This is a genomic window from Enterococcus sp. DIV0086 (assembly GCF_050498705.1).
Classification (GTDB): Bacteria; Bacillota; Bacilli; order Lactobacillales; family Enterococcaceae; genus Enterococcus; species Enterococcus faecalis.
Map to the genome: position 1 here is coordinate 1,792,394 of NZ_JBNIDN010000001.1, position 24,794 is coordinate 1,817,187.

General features: G+C 39.5%; 23 protein-coding genes. 3 read left to right on the forward strand and 20 right to left on the reverse strand.

Features of this window, described 5'->3' with window-relative positions; genetic code table 11:
* Window positions 1–75: 75 nt before the first annotated feature.
* Entirely contained in the window at window positions 76–1,275 is a 1,200-nt protein-coding gene (locus IGI63_RS08685; RefSeq protein WP_429975668.1) for a hypothetical protein, read from the forward strand.
* A gap of 79 nt (window positions 1,276–1,354) precedes the next feature.
* Here IGI63_RS08685 and IGI63_RS08690 read toward each other — a convergent pair whose 3' ends face one another.
* From IGI63_RS08690 to IGI63_RS08700, 3 genes are all read right to left on the reverse strand, one after another.
* A complete protein-coding gene (locus IGI63_RS08690; protein WP_002354854.1) occupies window positions 1,355–1,984 on the reverse strand; it encodes an NAD(P)-dependent oxidoreductase in 630 nt (209 codons plus the stop codon).
* A gap of 266 nt (window positions 1,985–2,250) precedes the next feature.
* Window positions 2,251–2,727, reverse strand: a complete 477-nt coding sequence (locus IGI63_RS08695; RefSeq protein ID WP_002408372.1) for an Rrf2 family transcriptional regulator — start codon at window positions 2,725–2,727, stop codon at window positions 2,251–2,253.
* 88 nt (window positions 2,728–2,815) lie between these two features.
* Window positions 2,816–3,199 (reverse strand): YccF domain-containing protein, encoded by a 384-nt coding sequence (locus tag IGI63_RS08700; protein ID WP_002358999.1) that lies wholly within the window; start codon window positions 3,197–3,199, stop codon window positions 2,816–2,818.
* Window positions 3,200–3,362: 163 nt separating this feature from the next.
* On the opposite strand from IGI63_RS08700, the gene IGI63_RS08705 reads away from it, so the two are divergent.
* On the forward strand, window positions 3,363–4,154 hold the full coding sequence (locus IGI63_RS08705; protein WP_429975669.1) for a hypothetical protein: 792 nt from the start codon (window positions 3,363–3,365) through the stop codon (window positions 4,152–4,154).
* 52 nt (window positions 4,155–4,206) lie between these two features.
* Here IGI63_RS08705 and IGI63_RS08710 read toward each other — a convergent pair whose 3' ends face one another.
* The 12 genes from IGI63_RS08710 to IGI63_RS08765 all read right to left on the reverse strand — a co-directional run bounded on the left by IGI63_RS08710 (window position 4,207) and on the right by IGI63_RS08765 (window position 19,248).
* Window positions 4,207–5,343, reverse strand: a complete 1,137-nt coding sequence (locus IGI63_RS08710) for an ArgE/DapE family deacylase (RefSeq protein WP_010819085.1) — start codon at window positions 5,341–5,343, stop codon at window positions 4,207–4,209.
* 129 nt (window positions 5,344–5,472) lie between these two features.
* Window positions 5,473–6,357: an RsiV family protein gene (locus IGI63_RS08715; protein ID WP_429975670.1), complete on the reverse strand. Its 885-nt coding sequence runs from the start codon at window positions 6,355–6,357 to the stop codon at window positions 5,473–5,475.
* 24 nt (window positions 6,358–6,381) lie between these two features.
* Window positions 6,382–6,879, reverse strand: coding sequence for an RNA polymerase sigma factor (locus IGI63_RS08720; RefSeq protein WP_429975671.1), 498 nt, complete (start codon window positions 6,877–6,879; stop codon window positions 6,382–6,384).
* Window positions 6,880–7,115: 236 nt separating this feature from the next.
* The gene (locus tag IGI63_RS08725) at window positions 7,116–8,597 is read right to left on the reverse strand and encodes a helix-turn-helix domain-containing protein (protein ID WP_429975672.1); all 1,482 of its coding nucleotides are present in this window, start codon (window positions 8,595–8,597) and stop codon (window positions 7,116–7,118) included.
* A complete protein-coding gene (locus tag IGI63_RS08730) occupies window positions 8,572–9,057 on the reverse strand; it encodes a hypothetical protein (RefSeq protein WP_002354843.1) in 486 nt (161 codons plus the stop codon). Before IGI63_RS08730 ends, IGI63_RS08725 begins: the two co-directional genes overlap by 26 nt.
* A 104-nt stretch (window positions 9,058–9,161) precedes the next feature.
* Window positions 9,162–10,241 carry a DUF916 and DUF3324 domain-containing protein gene (locus IGI63_RS08735; protein ID WP_429975673.1) on the reverse strand — a complete coding sequence of 360 codons (1,080 nt, stop codon included), beginning with the start codon at window positions 10,239–10,241 and terminating at the stop codon, window positions 9,162–9,164.
* 105 nt (window positions 10,242–10,346) lie between these two features.
* Window positions 10,347–11,105 (reverse strand): WxL domain-containing protein, encoded by a 759-nt coding sequence (locus IGI63_RS08740; RefSeq protein ID WP_429975674.1) that lies wholly within the window; start codon window positions 11,103–11,105, stop codon window positions 10,347–10,349.
* Window positions 11,106–11,906, reverse strand: coding sequence for a WxL domain-containing protein (locus IGI63_RS08745; RefSeq protein WP_002385162.1), 801 nt, complete (start codon window positions 11,904–11,906; stop codon window positions 11,106–11,108).
* A 4-nt stretch (window positions 11,907–11,910) separates the two neighbouring features.
* Window positions 11,911–12,645 (reverse strand): WxL domain-containing protein, encoded by a 735-nt coding sequence (locus tag IGI63_RS08750; RefSeq protein WP_002381053.1) that lies wholly within the window; start codon window positions 12,643–12,645, stop codon window positions 11,911–11,913.
* Window positions 12,602–12,991, reverse strand: coding sequence for an LPXTG cell wall anchor domain-containing protein (locus IGI63_RS08755; protein WP_002354835.1), 390 nt, complete (start codon window positions 12,989–12,991; stop codon window positions 12,602–12,604). The genes IGI63_RS08750 and IGI63_RS08755 overlap by 44 nt, the downstream gene beginning before the upstream one ends.
* A 19-nt stretch (window positions 12,992–13,010) precedes the next feature.
* Window positions 13,011–17,870: a hypothetical protein gene (locus IGI63_RS08760; RefSeq protein WP_429975675.1), complete on the reverse strand. Its 4,860-nt coding sequence runs from the start codon at window positions 17,868–17,870 to the stop codon at window positions 13,011–13,013.
* A 364-nt stretch (window positions 17,871–18,234) separates the two neighbouring features.
* Window positions 18,235–19,248 (reverse strand): alpha/beta hydrolase, encoded by a 1,014-nt coding sequence (locus tag IGI63_RS08765; RefSeq protein WP_142666090.1) that lies wholly within the window; start codon window positions 19,246–19,248, stop codon window positions 18,235–18,237.
* Window positions 19,249–19,413: 165 nt separating this feature from the next.
* On the opposite strand from IGI63_RS08765, the gene IGI63_RS08770 reads away from it, so the two are divergent.
* A complete protein-coding gene (locus IGI63_RS08770) occupies window positions 19,414–19,959 on the forward strand; it encodes a cysteine hydrolase family protein (RefSeq protein WP_002383189.1) in 546 nt (181 codons plus the stop codon).
* 188 nt (window positions 19,960–20,147) lie between these two features.
* Here IGI63_RS08770 and lrgB read toward each other — a convergent pair whose 3' ends face one another.
* The 5 genes from lrgB to IGI63_RS08795 all read right to left on the reverse strand — a co-directional run bounded on the left by lrgB (window position 20,148) and on the right by IGI63_RS08795 (window position 24,787).
* Window positions 20,148–20,831, reverse strand: a complete 684-nt coding sequence (lrgB, locus tag IGI63_RS08775) for an antiholin-like protein LrgB (RefSeq protein WP_429975676.1) — start codon at window positions 20,829–20,831, stop codon at window positions 20,148–20,150.
* On the reverse strand, window positions 20,828–21,247 hold the full coding sequence (gene lrgA / locus IGI63_RS08780) for an antiholin-like murein hydrolase modulator LrgA (protein WP_002354829.1): 420 nt from the start codon (window positions 21,245–21,247) through the stop codon (window positions 20,828–20,830). The genes lrgB and lrgA overlap by 4 nt, the downstream gene beginning before the upstream one ends.
* 151 nt (window positions 21,248–21,398) lie before the next feature.
* Window positions 21,399–22,127 carry a LytR/AlgR family response regulator transcription factor gene (locus IGI63_RS08785; protein WP_002367483.1) on the reverse strand — a complete coding sequence of 243 codons (729 nt, stop codon included), beginning with the start codon at window positions 22,125–22,127 and terminating at the stop codon, window positions 21,399–21,401.
* Complete coding sequence (locus IGI63_RS08790; RefSeq protein WP_429975677.1) at window positions 22,108–23,877, reverse strand: LytS/YhcK type 5TM receptor domain-containing protein; 1,770 nt, start codon at window positions 23,875–23,877, stop codon at window positions 22,108–22,110. The genes IGI63_RS08785 and IGI63_RS08790 overlap by 20 nt, the downstream gene beginning before the upstream one ends.
* A gap of 91 nt (window positions 23,878–23,968) precedes the next feature.
* Window positions 23,969–24,787: a MetQ/NlpA family ABC transporter substrate-binding protein gene (locus tag IGI63_RS08795; protein WP_002354826.1), complete on the reverse strand. Its 819-nt coding sequence runs from the start codon at window positions 24,785–24,787 to the stop codon at window positions 23,969–23,971.
* Between the last annotated feature and the right edge of the window lie 7 nt (window positions 24,788–24,794).

Consider the following 24,794-nt stretch of genomic DNA (forward strand, 5'->3'; position numbering starts at 1 on the left):
TAATTATTACGAAAAAAATGTTCATTTTCTCACAATACATTGTATAATAACGTTATATCGAAAGGAGAGAAATGAATGAGTGTAGTATTAGTACTTTTGGGTCTATTAGGGTTACTTGTCAGCGGGGGACTGACTATCAAAGCATTAATCAAGAAACAACCGAAAAAACAATATGGCTATGCCGCATTAGCAAGTGCCGCTCTATTTATTGGTGGGGTTGCCACGACAGATTCTTCCCCAACGCTTTCACTTGATGCAGAGAGTGTTGAAACCGATGCCAATGGCTCAGCCACCATCAAAGGCGAATACGACGGCAACAGCAAACTAACGGCCAATGGCAAGGAAGTAAAAACAAAAGACAAAACGTTTGCTTATAAAGTAAAACTGTCCGATGAAAAAACGCAAAAAATCACCTTTGTTGCTGAGAAGCAAGATACCAAAGTTGAAAAATCAGTCGAAGTCACACCATCAAAAGAATTTATTGCAAGCATCACAGATTCTGAACAAGAATTGGCCAAAACAGAAAAAGCCTTAGCTTACGCTGAAAAACAACCTTCTCAGAAAAACTATGATGAAGCCGCAACCTTAGTATCTTCATTAAGTCAAGAATACGAGGAATACAATGATCGCCTTGAAAAAATCAAAGAAGCAGTACCTGTTGATGAAGCAGTTACAACTGCTGAAAAATCTAAAAGTAAAAGCGATTATCAAGCAGCTGAAAAATTAGTAGCTGCTGCCCCAGTTGGCAAAGAAGGATTTCAACAACGATTAACGACTGTTCAAACCGCTATCGCTGAAAAAGAAAAAAATGAACAATTAGTCGCCAGTGCAACTGCCGCTGTTGAAAAAGCTGAACAAGAACCAACCAATGAAGCTTACTATAATGAAGCGGTCAAACAAATTGACGCTTTAAACTCCCCAAATCAAGCTTTAACAAAACGGGTAGCCGTTGTTAAAACTCAATTAGATGCCCACAAAGAAAAACAACGAAAAGAAGCAGAAGCTCAGAAACTAGCCGCTGAAAAAGCGCAAAAAGAACAAGCCGAAGCGGCAGCAAAAGCGCAAGCTGAAGCAGAGGCGCAACAAGCCGCACAGGCGCCGGCGGAAGTCGAGACTGCTGCTGCAAATGCTGGTCCAGAAACAAGCGCAACTGTTCTTGTGACACCAACTGGCAGTAAATACCATGCACGCAAATGTGGAAATGGAACCTATACGGCAACTACGTTGGCAGATGCCCAAGCAAGAGGCTTAACACCTTGTTCTAAATGTTATTAATTTTTGTGTAAATAAAGAAAGAAGCGAGAGATAAAACATTTTATCTCTCACTTCTTTCTTTATTTATGATTTTTTTCTTTTATTGATACACACTGATTCGTTGATTTGGGTGTGCATTACTTTCCACTTCATCTAACATGGCAACGGCGTAGTCTGCGTAACTAATGTAGCTGTCACCTTGACTATTGGTTGTTAATTCTTCGCCAGCGACTTCATAATGGCCTGTCGCAGGACCTTCAGCATCAAACATGGCTGCAGGACTAATATAGGTCCAGTGGATGTTTTGAGCTTCTTTCAATAAGTTTAAAGCTTCGCCCATCGCCGAAGCTAATGGCTGAATTTCTGCTGGGAATGATGGTGTATCTTTTAATTGAGTTGTGTGTTCTGGGTCCACATACAAGGTTCCAGCGCCCCCAACGACAAACAAGCGCGTTTTTTGATTGGTTAAAATCTCAATCAAATGCTGGGTAGATTTTGGGAAATCTTGCACATCAGGGAATCCTAAGGCACTAATTAATACATCAAACGCTTGAATATCTTCTGTTGTTAATTGATAAACATCTTTTTCAATGGTCGGTGTGCCATCTGTTATTTTTGAGGCATTACGAACGATGGCTGTCACGTCCATCCCGCGACGTTTAGCTTCTGCTAAAAGTAATTGTCCTTCTTTTCCTGTTGCTCCTAATACTGCTACTTTCATGTAAATCATCCTTTCATTTTTAAATAGAACTAAAATAGTTACATTTAATACTTTAAAAGTAGAGCTTGAAAAAAATTCACTTTGAATTTTTCCCAAGCTTAGAGGCCGATAAACGGCGGGAACAGAAGCAACACTACGCGTTGCTTCGATCTCAACAACTTCTAAGAGCTAAAGCTCTAAGAGTTGAAGGTCCTTCGGAAATAAGCCGAAATTGTTGAGAATCACGAAGAACGTAGTGATTCGATGATGAACAATACCTACTTGGTCTCCAAAAATTAAAGAACAATTTCTGGAAATTCCTTCTTATTTCTCGGAGCTGAACACTTCTTTCCCGACCTCTTAACTTCTATTTCATGAATCACATCTGCTAAGGTGATGCTTTTCAATTCTTCTTCCATTTTTTGTTGCACTTTAGTAAATTCAGTTTCTAGTACCGATTGGATATTTGCCCCAACGGAACAGTTTGGATTAGGATTTTGATGGATATTGAAAATCTCTCGTTCCAATTCAACCGCTGTATAAATTTCATACAGTGAGATCTCTTCTGGTTTCTTTAATAAGGTATTTTTATTGGCTCCACGCATGGAATGAATCAAGCCGGCTTTTTTTAACTGACTCATTAGTCGTCGAACAACGACTGGATTCGTATTCACGCTCGAAGCAATGTATTCAGAAGTCACTTGTTCTTGAGGACCTGTTTCAATCAAACTTAAAATATGAATCGCAACACTTAATTTCGTTGACATGGCCATGTCTAATCACTCCAAACTAAATGTAACGTTATTTGTTACATTTACAGAATACGCTGTTTCGTTTTATTTGTCAATGAGAAACCTCTGACTATTCAAAATAAAAATCATTTGTTGAAACAACACGGGCCCCAAACGGCATTAACGCTAATTTTGCCAATTTAAAGGATTGTTGCCCAAACGGAATACCGATGATTGTCAGACAAAGCAACAAGCCACTAATACAATGCCCAATTGCTAATGGTAGTCCACTGATAATCAGCCAAATAATATTTACCACCAAAGATACGCCGCTATCACTATACACGACTCGCTTTTTAAACGGCCAAAAGCTCAACCCCGCTAATTTAAAACATTGTAAACCAATCGGAATACCGATAATTGTAATACACCAAATCACGCCTGCGAATAGCCAAGATAAGCCACCAAAAAAGCCGCCAAAGATGAACCATAAAATATTGCCAAGTGTTTTCATTCTTGTTCCTCTACTTTCCTCATTAAAAATTATGTATGTGAGTAAGTATACCACGAAAGCTTCTTTTTGTTTCAAACAATATTGTAAGGTCGCTGACTCGTTAAAAGACGAAGACGCTATTTCATGATACAATGAAGAAACTAACGATAAAGGAGCAGACTTCATGGACTTACATTTAACCGTTGATCTAAAAAAAACAAAGACACTCATTGACTTAGCCGATCAGGCCCACTTAATCATTGAACAAACAACTAAATTACCGAAAAAAGAGGCAGCGATTCTTTTCTTGCTAAGAGATAACCAACTAGTTGCTTTAGGACTTGCTGAAGAAAAAGCTACATATAAAGAAGTTTCTTTTGATCACTCGATTTTATTGAAACCGACTTGGGAGACAGAACTTGCCTATTTAGCGCAAGCTTTCCTAGATGATGCGAAAGAAAGTGGTTTAACATTGGAAGCAACCCCAACGACAGTCAAAATTCCGAAAAGTGCGGTAGCGACAGTGACTAACTATAAAGAAACAGTCACCTTTATCTTGGAACGTTTTGGCTACTCTCTGTTTAAAAAACCGGCGCCGAAGAAAGCCAGACCAGCCAAAGCACGCCACAAATGGACAAAAGAAGTCAGCCAAATTCCTTTTTATATTGATACTCGACAAAGCAAAGCAACTGTTTTTTGGCAAAAGCGCAATGAAATGCTTATTAAAGCTGGCGCGACAATGATGCCAGAAGCCCCTTTAAATAAAGACGGGTCTGTCGGTTTCTCCGCTAGATTTGGTGAAAAACTTCGTGATGAACGCAAGGGCCAATTTAAAGACTTTGTCACAACGGAAGATATCGTCTTAAAAAGCGTTAATGAAGTCGGCTTGTTTCTCTATTTTGCTGGAACAAACAGCTGGTTAGAGCTAGTTGATGAGAACGGCAAAACCTTAAATGAATGGACTGTGGTGGAATAAACCTTATAAAAAATGTCGCACCTGATTTTTATGATTCAGGCGCGACATTTTTTTAATTTAAATAACTTTTTGCTATCGCTTGATACTTATCAATCATATCTAAATAATTATCAATTTCGACATATTCGTCGACTTGGTGTGCAGTAGTGGTCACGCCTGGTCCAAAGACAACGCAATCAAATGTATTGTCTGATTTAGTAAATTCAGCTAAGTCTGTGGTCCCAGCGCTTGTCACTAATGGTAATGGTTGATCAAATTGGGCTTGAATGGCTTGAATTAACGCAGAATCTTTCTCAGCTTTTACAGGAATTTTGTTGTAATCAATCGTTAATTCTAACTGATGTTTTTCTTTTTTGTTCAATTCATCGACAATTTTTTGTAATAATGCAATGACTTGGTCGTTGCTGAATTCTGGAATTGAACGGATATTCCCTTGCAAGGCTGCTTGACCTGGAATACTGTTCACTTGTGTGCCACCTTTAATGACGGTTACATTGTGAATCGTTCGACCCAATTCAGGATTTTCATAGTTTGCTGTGACTTCCGCCATTTGTTGGTTTGCTTCTGTAATAAATTCGTTCAAATTATTAATCGCGTTAATGCCTTCTTCTGGCATCGAACTGTGGGCTTCTTTTCCGTGTGACACAACAGAATAGTTAATTGAACCCATGTGCGCATACATCAAGTTATAATTGGTTGGTTCTCCAATGACTAAGGCACTTAAATCATCCGCATAGCCTTTTTCAGTTAATTGGCCAGCACCTAGCTCACCGACTTCTTCACCAACTGTACCTAAAAATTTAACCGCTCCCTTTAATGGAACTTCCTTTTCTTTTAATTCAATCATTGCTAAAACCATTGCGACTAAGCCGCTTTTCATGTCCGTTGCGCCACGGCCATACAATTTATTTCCTTCAATATGGGCCGCAAATGGCGGGAAAGTCCATTGACTTTCGTCCCCTTCAGAAACCACGTCCATGTGGCCACTAAACCCTAAGACTTTTTCTCGGTTTTCACCTAAATAAGCAACCAAACTACTACGATTTGGTGCATAAGAAACAAGTTCAGAAGGGATCTCATATTTCTTCAAAAGATTTTGTAAATAGATTGCCACTTCTTCTTCGTTTCCATTTACAGATTTAATTTTAACCACATCTTGTAAAATACTAATTTTTTCTGATTTTTCCATTGCCATTCGCCCTTTCTTGTTATGCTTAATTCTAGTGTACGCTTCTCTCAGTAAAACCGCAACTGACTTGGTTAGGTCAGCAAAAAACACGCGACATTTCTTAAAACTGTCGCGTGTTTTTTGCTGAGTTTATTTTAAATAATTAGGCACTGCCAATTCATTCTCAATGACTTGATTAGGGATCACAAATTCAGGGGTGCCCATATAGTAAGGCGCAATCTCACCTTGAGGAAACACAATCACTAATTGGTGTTTTTCATTGATATAGAAAGGTTGGTCCTTTTTAATTTTTTTGAAGGGTTGAACATCACTGGGGGCATCCTCTTTTTCGGACCAGTATATTTTATTGCTATCGTTCTTCATTTGGTCTGCTATTTGTTGTTTAATTTCACTACTAATGACATCAATGTAAAAATCATTTTTAAAAATTAAGGGGAGTGAAACGACAACATTGGCTCGTTTGTCGATGGTGTCATATTTCGTTGTCGTCGCAGAGCTGCCTTTAATTTCTGTGAAGGTTCGTTTGACCACTAGGAAGCGACGGTCGTCCACGACTTTTTCATAATCTCCAGTGACTGAAACACGAGAACCATCAAACAATTGCCCTTTGACTTGTTGAAATTCTGTTTGGGCTTCTTTCAAGTATTTTTTGTTGAGCGTGTCGGCTACTGAAGATTCTTGGGATGTTTGAATTTTAGGGACATCGATGTTTACTTCACTTTCCTGTTTTTTCGCTGTCAACGTTTTGATGGTGACTAATTGAACAATTTTATCTAACACAGGAATGTTGCGGGCTGCTTCACTAAAACCTGGAAACAAATTGACTGATAAGACAAAGCCACAAGCCACTACTAGACTACTTTGCAGTGAGCGGTTTCTAAAACGAAGCCAGGTGTACCGCTTTTTCTCTTTATGAAAACGCGCTTTGACTTCCGCTTGTAGATCCGTTGGCAACGGTTGTTGGCGGTATTCTTTTGAAAAGTTTTTAACAACACTTTTTACAAAATCTTCCATTATTTTTTCGCTTCCTTTCTTTTACTAATTCAATAGACTTCGGAGTTCATTCAAACTGCGGTACATCTTCGTTTTAATCGTGTTTTCGTTAATATCCAGGATCAAGGCGATTTCTTTTAGCGTAAATCCTTCAAAAAATTTTAATAGAATAATTTCACGATTGGGACTATCTAATTGATTAATAATTTCTTCAATTTCTAAAAAACTGCGTTGGGGATTATTTAAAAGGGCTAACACATGTTCATCTTTTTCAATATGAACAGCTTCTCGTTTCTTTTTACGCCAATAATCTGTCGCTACAGAAAGCAGAATTCGAAAGAACCACGCGTCAAAATCCTTAATATCGGATCCTTTTTGGATGGCCTTCAGTGCCTTTTCAAAGCTTTCTTGAATCACATCCAAGGCATCTTCTTTCGAATGTGTATAGTTAAAGGCAATGCGATACATTTTTTCATATTTGGTATCCACAAGCGTTTCTAACGCGCGAATTTGTTTTTTTCTTTTCCAACTATCGAAAACCATCGATTTCTGGAACCTCCTTTCCTGTACACTTATATAGACGAATCACAAGCATAAAAAGTTTCAACTTTTTTATTATTTTTAATTTTTATATTCTAAAAGAAAAAGCGTGGTACAAAAATCACTTTGGATTTTTGCTTCACGCTCAAAATCTGATAAACGGCGGGAACAGAACCAGCTCCTTCGGAAATAAGCCGAAATTATCCAAAAATCAAAGAACAATTTCCGGAAATTTCTTCTTATTTCTCGGAGCTAAGCGGTGCTGTCCCGACCTTGTTTTCTTCTCCCGAGTGCGGTCTTAGTGCACTCAGCGTTTTAATAAAATGCGACCAATCAACAGGACGTGGTGGCGCTAGCCAAATAATTTGAGTAATCTCAGGCCAATCGACAAAATGAATATCCGATAAAATTAATTGTACACTTTCATCTACATGTGCTTTGAAAATGATATTCCATTCCGTAATTTTTTCAATATTTTTTTGTATCATACGATTATAGGCTTCACCAAAGGAAAAGTCGACACACAGTGTAATCGGAGCCAAAACTTTTTTCAATGGTAACGCATCCACCATTAACAACAGATACCGATAAAATAAAAACTGTCTGGCATCCCAAACAGCGGGATTCGTTTTTTGTTCTTGAATAAATTGTCGACTAGCAGAAAAATACTCTGTATACGTTTCTGCAAAGTAGGTTATATCCATTTTGCGATAACTATAGTTTGCTTCTACTGGAAAATGGAACAATTTAAAATGAACGATTGTTACTTTTTGTTCAAAACCTCGCAGGACTTCCTCGGAAAGCTGAAATTGTATTTTTAAATAACTTAACAAGTCACGATTCAATTGTTGAATTTCTGCAAATCTTTGGCAAAGTGCTGCTGAAGCTACTTGAAGCCACTCTTCAGCAATTAAAAATAAGAGTAAATAATTGCCTTCGTTTGTTCGTTGTGGTTCTGGGATTTGAAGACTCTCTAACCAATTGAAAACATTCTGCTGATTGTCACCGGCTAATTGTTTTAACACTTGCGAATCTACTTTTTTCTCTACATAAAACTGTTGCTGCGTTCGTACTAAAGAAACCGCCAAAAAATGAAAACATTTAGCTTGTGCATAGCCCGCACGCTGATTAAGATGAACCTTCTCAGAAAAAAATAGCTCAAAGTTCCGAATCTGCTCTAAAACTTTTTTACCGTACAATGAAAAATCACGTTGGTATAATTGTAAAAAAACCAGTGTTGTTACTTCGCGTAAATTGGTTTCATTTCCCACCAAGTGAAATTCTTTATTAATTGTAATTTGATAATTTTCCAGCATTTTCTTTAATTCCTTGAACTCCTTATAAGCCAATGTGTGACTAACAAAGTGTTCTAAAGCAAACTCATTCACAGAATCAAAACGCTGAAAAAAGAAATCTTGAAACATAGCAAAACGTAACGACTCTTTAATATAGCAATCAATCAAAGTATCGGAAGTTTCCGTTCCTGATTCATTAAGAGTTAAGAAAATACCATCGCTCACAATTTGAAAATCCTCTGATAAACCAAATTCAATAAAATCGGCATTTATTTCAGCGACCGTTTTGTTCACGATAAATTCAGATAATTCTAACTCCTGCATTACGGTTTCTTTTGACTCTGTTAACATCGGTGCATTTTCCAGTAACTGAAATAAGGCGATTTTTCTTTTATCCACTTTATTTAAAAACATCATCAATATCATAGACTTCTCTCACATCCATTTTTTTCCCATACAATCCATTTCCTGAAAGAAAGTACCCAACCGCTGCTAAATAGCTTTCAGATTCTTCATCGCCGCCTGCACCAAGTCCGTTAGGAAAGACAAAATCTTTATTTACTTGTAAGGGATGAGCCGTTGTTTCTTTTGTTTGTTTCTTTTTTTCTTTTGACATTGCCGGTTTCTCCACAGGTTTGTCTTTTTTCTTGGGTGAAGGCTTTTTTTCTTCAGAAGGAACCGTAGTTTTTTGATCTTCCGGAGGGGTTGGCGCAGGTTGTTCCGGTTCTGACTTTTCCTGAGGGGTGATTGATTCTGGTTTTGGTTGAATTTCTTCCGTTGGTTCTAAGGGATTATAAATAGGTGTCGCCAATGTTTGAATTGGTTCTATTTCGACAGCCGTAAAAATTAGCAAAGAACTAAATAAAAAAAGATACTTTTTTCTCATGGCTTCTCACTCTCTCTACCTCTACTTTATGGGAAGCAATTCCTTGTAAAAGTACCTTTACTTTTACAAGGAAAACCCTTTTTGTCAATAGATAGCCCTTTTTATTACTCAGATTGTTGTTCTTCCTCTTTTTTCTTTTTACGATACAAGAAGAAAATCAATAAGAGCAGCGCTAGAATGATTAATGCAATCAGTAGATACAACCACCAATTGGTTCCTTTAATGGTTACGTCTTTTTCATTTAATTCTTTAGCGACGTCCCCAGAAATAGTAAATTCTTTTGTAAATTCCCATTTGTACAGGTACCGTTCTTCACCATTGGCGCCTTTGACTTGATAGGTGCCCTTTTCATCTTTTACACCATAGGCCGTTGATTTCAAGACATATTTTCCTGGCGTTAATCGTTCCCCTTTTAAAGAAATTGGGTAACTAAAGTTAGAGTTTGGCGCCACTTGCATATCCTCAGTATCGGATTGGTAAAGCGTTTCGCCTCCTTTTGAAACAGTATTGATTAAATGTAATTGGTTTAAATAGGCCGCTTGTGGGTTTTGTAAAGAAACATTGATGACATTTCGCGCGTTGACTTGGCCTGGTTTAACCCCCAGTAATTTTAAATCTGGTTGAACCTTTGTCTCATTTTGCTGAAGAATAATAGCCACAACATAGGAGTATTCATTATTAATAGCTAACCCTTTTGATTGATCCTCAGAAGTCGTGGTTTCTTTCTTTTTCTCTTTGAGTGTTATGCCGCCAGCCATCACGCCATCAAAAGAATCTTTAGGCATCGTGATGGTTAAAGGTAAGGTCTTTTGGGAATGCTTCGGCAAGATGATTTCTTTCGGTGCTTCCACATAATCTTTTAAGTTAAAGCGTAAAGTTTTGTCAGGTTTGATCCCGTTTTGGCCATATTCTACTACGCCATTTAAATTTGTTGTCGCTGAGTTCACCGTATTTTCAATGGTAATGTCTTCATCTGTATCATTGCGTAACTGAATTTCTACGGTTTGTTTGGCACCAGGCGCCATTTTTAAGTCAAAGTAGGTTTTTGATTTGTCCACTTGATTTTCGGGAATTGTTGGTGTGACCGCAAAATTAAATTCAGAAGCGTGCGCCTCCACGCCAATCCAGCCAAATAACATACAAGCGATTACCGTTGCATATACTTTCCATCTGTTCATATTCATTCTCCTATGTCTGTCATTCTTTGTTGTATTATAAGCACCAAAAGACCGAAAGATAAGCCAAAAATTTTTGACTTATATCCCGATCTTGCGTGTATGCTGTCGTTCTTAGTTTCCTGTGTTAGCAGGTGTATCTGTCAAAGTCCAAGTAAAAGTTGTCGTGTATTTTTTCGCATATTTTGTGGTTGAACCAGGTACTTCTAATGAAATACTTGTTTTAGCGGCATCTACACTATCGCCCCAGCTCATTAAGTACGTACCCGCACCTTCTTTATCGCCAGCAGCCATGACCACTGATTCAGCCCCAGTTGGGTTTAATTCAATCGTAGCTGGCGCTGTCGTTGGTTTTGCAGATTGTGAAGCTGAAACCACGCGTCCGTTGCTTAAAGTTACTTTGGCCGCTGTTAGTTCTTGGTTGGCTTCAGTTTTGAATTGACCATTTTGTTTTACTTTTAACGTCCAACCTGTTTCAGTCCCACGATTATCTGAGACTTGAACAAAGTTCGGGCCTTCTTGGTCGGCACCAGCATTATCTTTGTATTTTTGTATTTCTGCATAGTAGGTCATATTTTTTGAGGTAATCGTTTGTTCCCCAAAAGATAAACTAGATGCATAGTCAATGGATAACGGACCTGCTGTCCCTGGCTTAGGTCCTGTCGGATCAGTTGGATCAACTGGCGTAATTGGTTTATCCGGATCTGGATTCGTCGGATCAACTGGATTCGTTGGGTTCGTATTTGGTGCAAATTGAATCGCTCCGTTTGTTTGGTATTCACCACCGTCGACCGCTAATGCACTCATTGGTACAAGTGCCAATGCGCCTAAAGTTGTGGTTGCCATCAATGTCATTACTTTTGTCTTTTTCATTTATTTCCCTCCATTATTTACTGGTACATCTGAAAGTAGCCAAGTCAAAGTTGTTTTATATTGTACTGCATCCTTAGGGGTTTTCCCGGGAACAGTTAGTGAGATTGCCCGTGTGATTGTGGCATTTACTTGCTGTCCTTGTTGATTTTTTTCAGTCACTTTTTCTGCTTGCCCCCACAGCGTGATCCACGTTCCGGCGCCGGTCTTTTCTGGGGCTTGCATGACAACAGTTTCTGCGCCCGCAGCATCTAATTGAATGTTTGCGGTAGCAGTTGGCGGCAATACGTCCGTCGCATTTGAGCGAACACTGGGCTCAGTAAAGGCGACAGTGGCGCCTGTTAATTCTTTGTGTAATGTTTCTGCATTACGAAATTGACCATTTTGTTTCACTTTTAAAACCCAGCCAGCATTGGTTCCCCGTAAATCACTTACTTGTACATAATTAGCAGTTGCCAATTCACTTGCTGAACCATCTGGATTTTTATAGGTTTGCGCTCTGGCAAAATACGTTTGATCCTTATTCGATATCTCATTACTCCCAAAATCCAAACTTGAGGCATAATCGATAGAAAGTGGCCCAGGGGTGCCTGGATTAGGTCCATCAGGATTCGTTGGATCGACTGGTCGAACTGGTTTTTCTGGATCGGGATTTTCTGGATTCACTGGATCCGTCCCATCTGTGCTTGGGGTAAAAACAATCGACTGTTCGCTATCAAAAACGACCGTCGCCGCTTCAGCAGGAACAGTGGCGCCAAGCAACATTGTTCCGAATAACAAGGAGTAGACGACTGTTTTTTTCATTTACTTAGCCTCCAACATTCGTTGGTACAGATTTCAATGTCCATGTTAAGGTCGTACGATATTCTTTTGCTAATTTAATCGCTTTACCTGGGACATTTAATTTCACGGCAGTAGCACCTTCTGTCGCATCTTTCCCAAAACGATAGACCCAAGTCCCCATCCCTTTGCCATCTTCTGCTTTGACTAATTCTACTTCTGTTCCAGGAACAAAGGTATGTGCTGCTGTTGGTGTTGGCGCGTATGTGGCATCAACAATCGATGTCACACCTGCATTGGCAATCGATAAAGCGGCCCCCACTAATTCTTCATTTTGGGCTGTTTTGAATTGCCCATTTTGTACAGCGCTTAACGTCCAGCCTTCTTGTGTCCCACGTTTATCCGTTACCTGAACATAGTTGGGACCTGTTGTTCCATCTTTAAATGTTTGAATTTGTGCATAATAATCTTTCGTATCGGAAGTGATTTTTTGGGCGCCAAATTGAAAGCTTGAAGCATAGTCAATTGATAAGGGGCCTGCAGTCCCTGGTTTTGGTCCAGTTGGGTCAGTTGGATCTTCTGGTTCAACTTTTTCATCTGGATTGGTTGGGTTAACTGGCTTCGTTGGATCTGTATCTGGTTCAAATGTAATGGCGCCATTACTTGTATAGTTCACGTTAATGTCTTCCGCAAATGCTTGTTGTGTCGCTAGGACACCGCTAAATCCTACAATCCCTACTACTGCTAATACTGTTTTTTTCATCTTCTCTTCTCCTTTTAATAAATAATATGCCTATAGTGATAAGGCTGATTCCCAAATAAATAAATGGTGCTTGATTGGTGGTACCTGTCGCTGGTAATCTTCCTTGTCGCGACCCATATACGCCAGAAGAAAGGACGGATGAAGCGCCTCCGTCAGCTGGCTTGGTGGGTTCGGTCGTTGTGGAAGAATTACTAGTCGCTGTTGTCGACTCTTCTGTGGGATATTCATACGTTCCATAAAAGGAGACAACACCACTATTTTCATAAGCTGCTTCCCCAAACGCAGTGTCTGAATGACAGAAGCTGAAAAGACCTAAAAAACAACTAAGCAAAAGGTATTTTTTCATCTCACTTCTCTCCTCCTTGTTATGGTGCCATGACTAATGTCCATGACAATGTCCCTTTGAATTCGCCAACTTTTTGTTTCTCGACTGGCACAGATAGTTTAAGTCCCCGTTGGTTTGCCGCACCCCAACCTTGGTTAATTGTATAACTACCTGAACCGGAGCCTTCATTTTCTGTAACAACCGTATCTCCCTTATTGAGTAAAAATTCTCCTTTGTCTGTAACCAATGACAAATCTTCCAATTGATCTGTGCCGTTCGTTAAGGGATTCGTTATCTGAACATTCAGTTTCCAAGGCGTACTTTCTGTCCCGCGTGTGTCTTGAACGACTAAATCATCTGAAAGAGTTGGCCAGTAAACTTCTGGCTTGGCAGAAATTTTTTGTTTGCCAAAATCAATTGTTTTAGGTACTTTTTCTAACGTTAATTCACCTGAAATAGACACATTGACTTTTTTATTTAACGTTTCACCAGCTTCTGTAAATTGATAATTGGCTGGCACCGTTTTGGCTAATTCTTCTGGTTTCGCTTGCTGAATGGCTTGGAAGGTTGCGGAATCAAGACTTGGTGTTTGATTGGCCCGACCATCTGCGAAAATCACCGTTGCTTGTGTCCATTGTGCCAACTCGTCTGAATTCGTTAAGCCATTTGCTTCTTTTAATTTCAAATGCGCACTTGTCGCATACAAAGCAAACGAACGATCTTTGGCAAGGACACTTTCATTTTTCACAACAACTAAATGAACCGTTTTGTTTTGCAAATTATCTCCTGACGTCCCTGCTTCTAATTGAATATCATGTGTCCGCGATACAGTTTTTTCTGCTAACGGCGCTTGAATTTGTGGTAAATCCGTCTCTTTTAATGAGGTCTTGAAAAACGGCCGACCTTTTGCGCCGAGCATTTCCACTACCTTATCAACAGTTGTTAGCTGCGCTGCCTCATCTTCTGTGACAATCACCGATTGCCCCGAAAGTTCCACTTTATTTGAAAATTGAACTTTCACCTGATAACTGTAGTTCATATTCGTCGCTTTCCATGAAAGCGGGGTGGTATCTTTTTGCTCTGGAATTTGCTCTATCGCGCTCCCAACTTCACTAGACTTAACCGTTCCTTGGTGCAACCAAGAACCTGTTACTTCGTCAGGAAGGAAGCTTAGGGTTGGTGTTAAAGCACTTGAGGTCGGAATCATCAAACGTCCTTTTTGAACTTTTTGTCCAGCTACTTCTGTGCCCCACGCTTGTAAGGTTAACGGCGCATTGCCAGCTTTGACCTCTTTTACATCATGAGAAATAGTACCTGCACCTGCCACAATTCCAGGCGTTTCCACTTCATAATCGATGATAGAGCCAGGAATTGCTATCCCATAGCCATTGGCACCCTTGGTCACATCGTTATCGCCAATAAATGTTTTTCCAGTCGCTTTTTCAATCCCATGAAACGTTGTTGGCATAAGTTTTGTAGCATTATTGACCGTTGGATTAATCGTCAAGACCTGATAGGCTTTGACATTTCCAAACCAAGTCCCTGTGCTATCCACCAAAGCAGTTGTATCTGTCGTTGGTTTAATCCATAAAAGTTCATCTTTTGTTGGATCGACAGCTTCAAAATCCGCAATGTTTACTTTACCTGTACCAGGAATTGTTTCTAATGTTGCATGATCCTGAACCGTTAGTTTGCTAGCTGAAATTAAATTGGCCGTGTTGGTGATCCCAATTCCAGCGTTTTTAGATAGATGAATTGATCCGAATTCATTGTAAGTCGTACTATGATTCGCGGCAGTAGCAGAAACGCCATTTTTGATGTTCCCACCATTAGCCATTAATTTAATGCCATTGGTGACATTTAATTCCGTAAAGTTGACAACGCCTAAGCCTGTCGCATTTAGTGGTTCTGTTTGATAGTTATTGGTGCCGTCAACGTTAGTCCCAAAGTTAAAGGCCACTTTATTTGAACTAGCATTCACAATTGCATTAGTGAAATTATCTGTTGATGAACCACCGGATAAACCGTTAATACTAACTGCACCTTGAACATTTGCGGTAACATCACGTAAGATTTTTCCGCCACTGATATTGGAATACTGTGTCGCATATAAATTTCCAATACTAGAACCCGCTGCTTGAATATTCATTGTAATCTTGCCGTTCTTGGTATACGCAGCATTGGTTCCACCATCACCGTAAATGCTGGCCCCATTTAGAGATTCCACACCTGTTTTAGTGAAAATATTTAAAGTAATTGTGTTTGATTCATCCGTTCCTAGTGTCGTATTTTGACCATAGGGCCGACCACCAGTAATGTAGGTATTACCAGGCAACTTAAACTCTCCGTTGTAATTTCTTAAATCAATTAAGAGTTTGGCATTTCCAAGAAGTGAGCCCGCATTGGTAATCCCACCTGAAAAACCGTTCGCGCCTGTCCGAGGAGTTCCTGAGAAATTTCCTCCGTAGATGCGATTGTCTGAATTACCAGTAATTGTATGGCCACCGCTTGCTCCATAAGAAGCGCCCATCGAAGCATTAATTACTCCTTCATAAACCGTTACACCGACATTCCCAACATTTTTGGCATCATTCCAGCCACCGCCTGAAAGAAACCAATCGACTTGACCATTATTAACGATTGTTTGACCGTTTCCATAAACTCGAGCTGCTTGATAGCCTGTTCCTTCTAATGTGTCAGCAATCCCGCCATTCAATGTGTTAGAAGTATTTCCTTCAACGACACCTGAAAAAGAGCCACCATATGTCCAGCGAGCAATGGTATTATTTAAAACAGTCTTAGTATCTCCTTTTATATAGATATCCCAAGTATCATTACTAGCAGGATAGCCACCGCCACCAACAATATCCCAACCTGAACTATACCCACGACTTTTATCGGTCGTTGAATAATCTAAGCTTGTCGGTTTTGCGCCTGAATAAGCCATACCATCGCCACCTAAGGACCCATCACCATTCGCTGTTCCCACTTCAATTGTTGTATTTCCTTCAATATAGCCGCCGCGGCCAGCTGCAGTTGAGTAAATTGCACCATTATTAAACGAACCGCTGACTAATTTAGAAGAAATATTTCCAAAAACTTTAAAAGCTGCTGCCGATTTGGCTAATTCTGCTCTTTGCTGTGGTGTATAAGCATCATACGCTGCTTCATTTGAGGCCCCAATTTGACTCTTGTTAAATTTCGAAACATTGTTACCAGCACCGCCGTTAAAATCATTAATACCACCAGCGGAATTCGTTCCTGCTGTAACCACATTCGTAATATCTCCGATGATCGTTCCAGAATATTGGTTGCCTCCTTCAAAATCTGCACGACCCGCACTATACAACTGTGTATTTAAATTTGTAGTAATTCCATCAGTCGCACGATTCGTTCCTATATCGCCGCGGGAAGAGCCACCAATAAAACGTTGACCCGCTGTATACCAACGGCCATATCCAGAAATATCGTTTGTTACTTTTCCACCAATATTTCCGTATTGAACACCGCCATAATACGTACTTAGTTGGAAACCTGTAGCAGCATTCGTAATTGCAACCTTTGTTGAGACGTTACCAGTAACATTCGCTGTGTTGGTTGCGTTGGTCCCATAACCGCCCCCATAAATTGAAGCAATTCTGCCACCAGAATCATTGACAACCAATGAAGTATTCCCAGTCACTGTCCCAATATTGGCGCCCCCACTTAATGTATTTAGTCCGCTCCGTGTATTGTTAATAACAATCGTAGGATTTCCAGCTAAATTACCACCATTTTGGTTTCCGCCATAGAAATTCCATGTCCCTGTACCTGTACTATTTACTGTTAAAGTTGGGTTTCCTGAAACATCTCCTGTATCCGTTCCACCGTATACGGTCAGACCGTTTCCACTAGAACCGCCATTCAAGTTCAAACTGTAACCATTTAAATACATATTCGTACCTGTATAGTTTAGATTTCTCAAAGTGATGTTTGAGCCAAAAAAGATATTTTGATTAAATCCTAACGTCTTAGAACCCGTTGGCGCCGTTTGATCCATACTAATCGGATCCGCGCTGTTTCCAGTAATCACTAAATGATTGACCTTGCCTTGCAAGGCGTAAAAGGTCATATTACTTGCCGTAACGGTGTCAGGAATCACTTTAGCGGTGGTCGCCGTACCCGTTGTAATATTAGTTCCTATATAAAGAGTGAAATCGCCATTGTTCCCCTGTTGATACAAATCAAACAAGGCTTCTTTCAAGCCAGCCTCTGTCGATGCATATTCTTTGTACGCTGCTCCATCTCCTGCAGGACTTGGCACAACAATCACTTTTGTTTTATCCGCAGGGGCAATTGTGTCCGCAATGGACTGATCAACTGAAACAGCTCTGGCCATGCGTGTCAGTTTCTGTTTAAAGACAGCCGTAAGTTGTGTATCTTCTGAAAACTCTAATTGAAGAAGTTCTTCATTTGTATATGTTTTTCCTTGGTAAGACCAGCCAACGAAAGTCGTATTTTCCTCACTATTCGCCCATTTTGGTAATTCTTCTGTCCGAAGTGGCTGATTTTTTTCTTTTACCACTTGATAACTTTTGGCATCATTTAGAAACAAAGCTTGATCCGTTGTTTCAAAGGTCAACGTGATTTGCTTCTGCTCTTCGCTTGGTTTTGTTTCTGTGGAAGAGGTGGTTACTTTTTCTGTGATAGCACTAGATTCCGTCATTGATGACTGTTCTATAGAATGTGCGCTGCTTTCTTTTGTTGCTTCACTTGTACTGGTTTCTGCTGTTTTTGGCTGTGTCTGCGTACGTTCTGTTTGTTGCTCCCCTTCAATCGCCCACGCTGAAACAGATAAAAATGGTTGTACAAGTAAACAAGTTGCCAATAAAACAGCGATTTTCTTTTTCATTAACTTCATCACTCCTCCCTCGAAGTAAACTTTCCACAACCAACCTATGGCTCAAGTATACGAAGTTTTCTTCTGATTTTTTTAAAGATATTTTCTTAATTTCAAAAAAAAAATTTATTTTTTAATTTTCTTTTTGTTAACTAAACGAATTTTTTGCTGTTTTTGTAAGATAAAAATGTTAATTTGTTCACAAAAATAACAAAAACGTTGTTTTTAACATTAAAATTAACAAACGAGTTCGTAGTATAGCACGGATTTTTTCTCATGTAAACATCATTAAATAAACATTTTTGTTTAATTTATACATATTTCCCTGCTGAAAAATAACAAAATAAATAAACAGAGGCCTTAGAAATATTTCTAAGGCCTCTGTTTATTTATACGTATTCACAAACTGGACTGTTTCTTGGTAACATTGTTTAGCTTCTTTTGTTTGATAGTCGAATTGATATTCGTGGGTGATTGTTGCTTTCTTATCTTTGAAAAAGAGAGCTGAAACTGGAACATTTAAAGTTTTTAACCGCTGAACCAAGGCTAGTCCTTGCTCTTGGAATGAAAAACTATTGCCATCTGTTAGATACGTCGGGGGAAATTCTTTGGTGACTTTATCCACTAAACTCACTTCTTGCAGTTCTGCACTCGTCTGCCAGTCTTTAGTGCCGAGCAAGGACCAAGCCACTGTTTTAACGAAAAATTTCATAAAACGATTATCACTTTGTTGGTTGGCCATTTGTTTCAAATCCACCGGACCACAATACGAGAGTGTGCCTTTTAAATGGCTAGCCGGCAACGCTGCAGTCATCCCTAGTTCTTTGGCATAGTTGGCATTGGTTTGAACTGTTGCATATTGTAGAGCAATCTGTGCACCCGCACTGTCCCCGCCAATAAAAAGCTTAGATAAATCTAACATGGGATACGCTTGTTTCTTTTCTAATAAAAATTGAACAAGTTCATCGACCTGCTGGAGCTGGCTTGGATAAGGTGCGTCTGGTGCTAATTCATAATTCATTGAAATAAAGGCAACTGAGGAATCAGCCACTAAACGTGTCGCAAACTCTTTCATCCCAGACTTATCTCCTCCCACATAGCCACCACCATGGACCCATAAAACGACTGGTACCGCTTGTTTTGACGTTTGGGGATAATACAAATCAAAGGTATTCTTTTTTCTTGAAGAAGGGTATGTTTGATTTTCTTGCAATTGGACATTGAGCAATGCTTTATCATAGGAAGCTGAATCTTTTATTTCAACTTCGCCTGCGAATAACTGGTTGATGACCCAAGCGCCTGGCTTAGGAGATAATTGAAAGGCGAGAAACACGCCTAAGCAAATAACCACAAGGATTCCTAACAACCAAAGGATAAAACGTACGATTTTTCTTTTCACTCTATTCACCTGCTTTAATTTGTAGCAAAATTATAGCATGTTTTTTAGCCAAAGCGTTTATTTTGAAACAGCTTTTTTAGAATTTGATGTACTTTTATCATTTGAAATGCTTTCTTAAAAGCTGTAAAATGAACAAAATGACTTTAACCTTTAGGAGGTTGCCAAATGAAAGCTCTGATTTCCATTGATTATACGAATGATTTTGTCGCCACAGACGGAAAACTAACCACTGGTGCCGCTGGACAAGCCATTGAAACGGCCCTTGTTCAACAAACAAAGCACTATTTTGACAATGGCGATTTTGTGGTTTTTGCCATTGATGGGCATGACCCCCTAGATCACTATCATCCTGAAAATAAACTTTTCCCGCCCCACAATGTCTTAGGAACTGACGGGCGTAATCTGTTTGGCTCGCTAGCTGATTTTTATCAAGCTCACAAAAATGAGGCAACCGTTTATTGGATGGACAAACGGCACTATTCTGCTTTTAGTGGTACAGATTTGGACATTCGATTACGAGAACGAGGAATTACAGAGCTTTGTTTAACTGGTGTTTGTACAGATATTTGCGTGTTGCATACGGCTGTCGATGCCTATAATTTAGGCTATCAATTAATGATTCCTGAACGCGCCGTTGCTAGTTTTGATGAACAAGGACACGAATGGGCGTTACGCCACTTTAAACAAACTTTAGGAGCAACCATTCTATAAAAAGACCGGTCAATCCGACCTATCTATATTCAAAAAATCCTGTGAACAACACAAAAGAGCCTGGGACAAAAATCACTTTGGATTTTTGTCCCAGGCTTAAAAATTGATAAACGGCGGGAACAGAATAAGCAGAGACTGCTAGCTGATAGAAATTAGCTACTCATAAAAGAGTGGGGAAGCCCACTTTTTTATAGACCAATGACCGTTGCAAAGAAAGGAACTACTAAAACAGTAACTACACCAACCACTACGACAGAAATACTAGCCATAGCAGCCTCTGTTTCGCCCATTTCTATGCCAACTGCCACACCTAGGGCATGTCCGGCCGCACCTAAAGCTAAACCTTTGGCGATTGGATTGTTAATTTTAAACCATTTCAATGCAATTCGGCCCAAGGCATAGGTTAGTACACCATTGAAGATTACAGTAAACGCCGTAATGGAAGCAATGCCGCCAACAGTTTGAGAAATAGGTACGGCAATCGCTGTTGTAGCTGCTTGTGGTAAGATTGAGGCCACTAAATGATTATCCATGCCAATCACTTTTCCTGCAAAATAAACAGCCACTAGCGAACCAAAAGAACCAATTGTTAACGCCGTTAAAATTTCTAACCAATAGTTTTTCAACACGTCTCTCTTTTTATATACAGGAATCGCAAACGCTACTGTCGCAGGCTCTAGAAAGAAGCTGATATATTTGCCACCTTCATTGTATTGCTCGTAACTAATTCCTGTTACTTTTAAAACGACAACGCCTAAAATCATCGCAACGAATAATGGCGTAAATAAGAAGAAACCTTTACTTTTTTTAAACAACCAAGTACCTATGCCAAATACAGCTAATGAAATAATAATGCCAACATACGGATTCATGCGCGAACCTCTCCTTTCGCTTTCTTCGTTGCTGCGGGTTCTTTTTCTTTTCGAGCATCTTTCATATGCAATAAAAAGGCGCCCGTCCAACCAGTCGTTGCTAGTAACGCTAGTGTCGCTACTAAAATAACAAAAACAATTTGAACGCCAAATTGTTGCATAATCCCTAAAGAATTAACTAAGGAAATCCCTGAAGGAACAAATAAAAATGTAATAACCGTTGATAAGCTATTACCTAGCCCTTCCACTTGCTCCAATTTAACAACTTTTGTACATAAACCAATGAACAATAACACCATGCCAATTACTGAAGCAGGCATTGGTATTGGGGAAATGAACGCCAAGCCGTTGGCGATTAACATAATAATGGCAAAAACTGCTGCTTGTTGTAAAAATGAATATACTTTCTTTTCCATTCTTCTTCGCTCCCTTTTCTCTGTTTTCTATGGGTTAAGTATATAAAGAAAACGTTTTTTTAAGGGCTTTTTTTCATGAAATGCCAGAATTTCTTCACCAAATGCAAAAATCACCACTTGAAATGCATTCGACATTTCAAGTGGTGATTTTTTAACTTAAGCCAAGTTTTTCTTTAAATTCTTTGACGTATGAACGGCTAACAGGTACTTTTGAGCCGTTGGTTAAAATTACTTGCAACGTGTTATTAAACCACGGCTGGATTTCTTGAATTTTTGTTCGATTCAAGATGAAACTTCGGTGTGTTTTAATAAAGAGCGTGGCAGGTAATTTTTGTTCGATACTGTTGAGGGTCCCTGTCATCTTGTAGACCTGTTGATCTACAAAAATGCTCAGTTGCCGTTCTTCGACAGAAACGAGGTAAATATCTTCTGGCGCCACAAGATAAATGCGGTCTTCCCCTTGAATAGGTATTGCTTCAGATTTTGGTCCTTTTTCGGCAGTGTTTTCTGGGACAGCTTGCCCCATTTCTTTCGATGCTTTTTCAATGACTTGTGTTATTTTTTCTTCTTCAAAAGGTTTCAAAATATAATCTTTTGCATTCACTTGAAAGGCCTTTAACGCATATTGATCATAGGCGGTTGCAAAGACCAAGTAGGGCGCTTTTTTAAGATGGGTTAATTTTTCCGCTAAATCAAACCCGCTTTCATCGGTCAAATGAATATCTAAAAATAACAAATCTGGCTTTTGATCCATCATCTCTTCCATTGCCTCCGCCACAGAATCCGCTTCTGCAACGCTCGTCACTTGCGGATGTTGGGAAACAAGATAGCTCAATTCTTCTCGTGCTAAGGGTTCATCATCAACGATTAATACGTGCATCTAATTCCTCCTGTTCCATCGGGATTTCTAAATGAACATGGCTCCCGCCTGTTTCTAAATTTTCAATTAAAAAACAACCTTCTGATCCATAAAGGTTCGCCATTCTGCGGGACAGATTTTCCAGTGCCGTGCCGGTGCCTTTTTCCGAAGTCACTGTTGTCTTTCCTAATAGCAAGCGGCGTTCTTCAGGAATCCCTTGCCCATTGTCATACACATCCACATGTAATTTGTGTTGTTTTGCTTTGACCACTACCCGGACTTGATTGTTCTCCTTCCGGCTGCCAAATGCATGCTTGATGGTATTTTCCACTAACACCTGAATCGCATACGGCGGTACTTTTTCTGAAGCAACCGCTTCTTCCACGTCAAATGTTACTTGATAACGATTCGGAAACCGTGCTTGTTCTAATGACAAATAGGCTTTTACTTGTTCTAGTTCTTGTGAAACTGGGATCGTAGTTTGCACGGCTCCCTGTAAGTTGCCTCGAAAGTATTTACTTAATTGGAGCAATAGTTTCCGCGCTTTTTCACTGTCTTTCCGCATTAATGCGGAAATAGTATTGATGGCATTAAAGAAGAAATGCGGGTTCACTTGCGCTTGCAAGGATTTAATTTCAGCTTCTTTAAGTAATTTTGATTGTACTTCCGCTTCACCTAATTCAATTTGTGAAGAAAAAATTGTCCCAAGACCTTCTGCTAACTGTTCCTCGACATGCGTTAACTGCGCTGGATCCGTAAAGTACATTTTTAAGGTACCAACAATTTGCTGATGGGAAAATAATGGAATCACAATCGCCGCTTGCAACGGACAATTAGGGTCCGAACAACCAACTTCTTCTTTGGCATGCGCGATGGTCATTTGGCCCGTCCGTAACACTTCCCGAGAAAGCTCCGTGATGACTTCTAGCTCTGGAATATGATGGTCGCTTCCTACGCCAACATGAGCTAAAATTTGATGACTGTTTGTCATGCTAATCGCACTGACTTTTGTATAATGCTTAATAATCTCCGCGACTTTTTTGCTGGAATTTTTATTGAGTCCTTCTCGAAAATATGGCAGTGTTTCCGCTGCTAATTCCAAAACATCGTGCGTCTGAACCGCTTTGGCCTGCTCTTCTTGTTTCAATGTCGTCGTTAGAATCGACATAAAAATGAACGTTCCTACGCTATTTAACAAAATCATCGGCAGCGCAATAAAACGAACCAACGTGGCCCCATCCGCTAGATCACCGCTGAAAAAGAAAATAAAAATCATCTGAATCATTTCCATGCATGCTCCGACAATGGCAGAAAAGCCGGCAGACGGAAAAACGGTTTGCTTTGCCATGCGGCTCCCTAAAAAACCGGCAATTAAGCCAACAATTAAAGAAGCAGGCACATAAAAGAAACTATGCCCCCCGCCTTGAATAACCCGATGAAAGCCAGCAATTAAACCAACCGTACTGCCGACAATCGGACCACCCACTAATCCAGAAACGCCAATTACTAACGTACGCGTATTCGCAATGGAAGCATTGCTGCTTAAATAGGTTAGTAAATTATTGGGAACAATCTGATTCTTAGCGATTTCGATACCTGTAAAATTAGAAATAATAGCAAATAAACCAAAAATCAAAATCAACTGAACTTTTGAAGACATTTTTTCACGACTTAATAAAACACGCTTAAAATAAGGAACATTCACTAAAAGAAAGGCCAGTAAAATAATTAAGCCTACCCGTTCCATCATTAAAATAAATAATTCGACCACACCGGCACCTCCTTCCTATTAACTATACTATAAATCAAGGAAAAGAAAAAAATGAAGCTTCTCAAAAAAGAGGCTTCATTTTTTCTATTCATTAAAACGCAGGAATATTGGCGCCTTTAGAATTTTTCTTGATGTATTCAGCAACTTCTTTTGTTGTCATCGCTTCTTTTAAAACCTTGATTTTTTCGCTATCTTTTTCGCCTTTACGTGTCACAACTTGCAATGCGTAATGTTTACTTGCTTCTTCATCTTCTAACAAAATCGCATCTTTCGTTGTTAAACCAGCAGGTTCTAAGTAGGCTGGGTAGCAGAACACCATAGCGATGTCTTTTTCATCATAGGCTTTAGCTAAATTCAGTAAATCAATGCTTTCAAAAGTGATGTTTTTAGGATTTTCCACGACATCTGCCACCGTACCGTTAAAGCCGACACCTTCTTTTAATTTAATCACGCCGTTTGCATTTAAAATTGCTAAAGCACGACCTTCATTGGTTGGATCGCTAGGAATCCCCACTTTGGCATTTTCAGGTAAATCTTTCGCATCTTGATATTCTTTTGAATAGAAACCACCAGCAAAATAATAAATCGGTTGAACAGCCACTAAATCAGCTTTTTTCTCTTTGTTAAACATTTCCATGAAGGGTTGATGTTGCGCAAAATTAGCATCCGCTTCGTCATGTTGCACGGCATCGTTGTAGGCAACATTGTCGCTCACTTCCATAATGTTAATTTTGTACCCTTTTTTCTCAGCTTCTTTCTTGGCAATCTCCAAGATATCTTTTGAAGATTCCAATTGCACGGCAACGGTAATCTCCTTGTCTTCTTTCTGGTCTGCTTGTTTATTTCCCCCACAGGCAGCTAAAATAACTGTTGCAATAACAGCGAATGTTGCTAAATAAAACTTCTTCATTCTTTTG